At 42.7% G+C, this 751-nt stretch carries 1 protein-coding gene; it reads left to right on the top strand.

The genetic code is table 11. The annotated features are described in order from the left end of the window. Window positions 1–751, top strand: a 751-nt coding sequence (locus KH893_RS11205; protein ID WP_427860376.1) for an ammonium transporter, incomplete at both ends; no start/stop codon positions are given.

Here is a 751-nt window from a genome sequence, read left to right as displayed (position 1 = left end):
AGGTAGGCAGGAAGGACATTATAGTCTTCCTTGGGCACTTTTGGGAACAACGATTCTTTGGATCGGCTGGTACGGTTTTAATGCCGGTTCCGCTTTGGCCGCTAATCAAATCGCTGTTCAGGCTGTATTGACGACAACGGTTGCTACAGCTTGTTCAATGATTACCTGGATGGTAATCGAGATGTTTTTAAAGGGCAAAGCGACTCTTGCAGGAATATGTAACGGTACTCTTTGCGGATTGGTTGGAATCACACCGGCAACCGGTTATGTCACCGTAGCTGGATCTTTTTGGATTGGCATACTTGCGGCCGCTGCCAGCTACTTTTTTATAAGTTTCCTCAAGCCTCGAATCGGTGTCGATGATGCTTTGGATGCTTTTGGCTGTCACGGGGTCTGTGGAATAGTCGGCAGTATTTTGACCGGATTGTTTGCCAGTCGGGCAGTTAATTCTTCGATAGGTATTAACGGTTTGTTTTATGGTGGTGGATTTAAGTTATTTGGTATTCAGTTGTTTGCGACTATTTTTTCGGTTGTTTTCACAGCCTTGATTTGTTTTGCAATAATAAAGTTGCTCAAATTGTTCATGAAAATGCGCGTTGACGCCAGCGAAGAAAAAGAAGGCCTTGACTTAGGAGAACACGGAGAAAGTGTCGACTATACAGTTCCGCTTACATTAGAAGCGTATAAACTCGAAGATCAAAAAAAAGAATTTTTTGAAGGAGAGCATAATAAGCTAAAAAAAGTATCCAAG

It is taken from the genome of Liquorilactobacillus sicerae (assembly GCF_029916425.1).
In the GTDB taxonomy this organism is placed as follows: domain Bacteria; phylum Bacillota; class Bacilli; order Lactobacillales; family Lactobacillaceae; genus Liquorilactobacillus; species Liquorilactobacillus sicerae.
Note: the sequence above shows the minus strand (reverse complement) of the source record. Positions and strands in the feature narration are given on the sequence as shown.